This is a genomic window from Cellulomonas sp. P5_C6 (assembly GCF_054049635.1).
The window spans coordinates 1-529 of sequence record NZ_JBFULZ010000406.1; the positions used below are offsets into that span (position 1 = coordinate 1).

1 protein-coding gene is annotated in these 529 nt (G+C 75.3%); it reads right to left on the reverse strand.

What is annotated here, in order from left to right:
- On the reverse strand, positions 1-397 hold a 397-nt coding region (locus ACXJKG_RS21430), incomplete at its 3' end, for a nitroreductase family protein (protein ID WP_456847728.1).
- Positions 398-529 lie beyond the last annotated feature (132 nt).

The window sequence follows — 529 nt, forward strand, 5'->3', positions numbered from 1 at the left end:
GAGCCGTCAGGCACGGGAGGACGAGCACCGGCGCGTCTCCCATGTGCCGGCCGAGGTACTCGACGCTGTCCCCCACGCGCTGCTGCACGCCGGCGCGCCCGGGGTCGTCCTGGAACAGCCGCCCCGCGTACCCCGGGGCGGCGACGTAGTCGTCGACGGCCCGTCGGTACACGTCGCCCACGGCGTGCCGCAGGTCCGGGTCGGTGACGACGACCCAGTGCCAGCCCTGCCGGTTCGAGCCCGACGGCGCCTGCAGCGCGATCTCGATGCACTCGCGGACCACCTCGAGCGGGACGTCGCGCGTCAGGTCGAGGCGCTTGCGGACGGACCGGGTCGTGGTGAGCAGCTCGTCGGGGGTCAGCGGCAGCGTCGTCATGTGGACATCCTGGTCGCTCACGGCAGACTCCACCCGTGGACGACGACCCGATCGGCCGGCTGCTGGCCGACCCGCCCGACMTGCCGGTGCGRCACGGCCTGGCGGACGTCGTCGCGGCGCTCCGGGCCGGCGGCGCCGCGGTCGTGCAGGCGC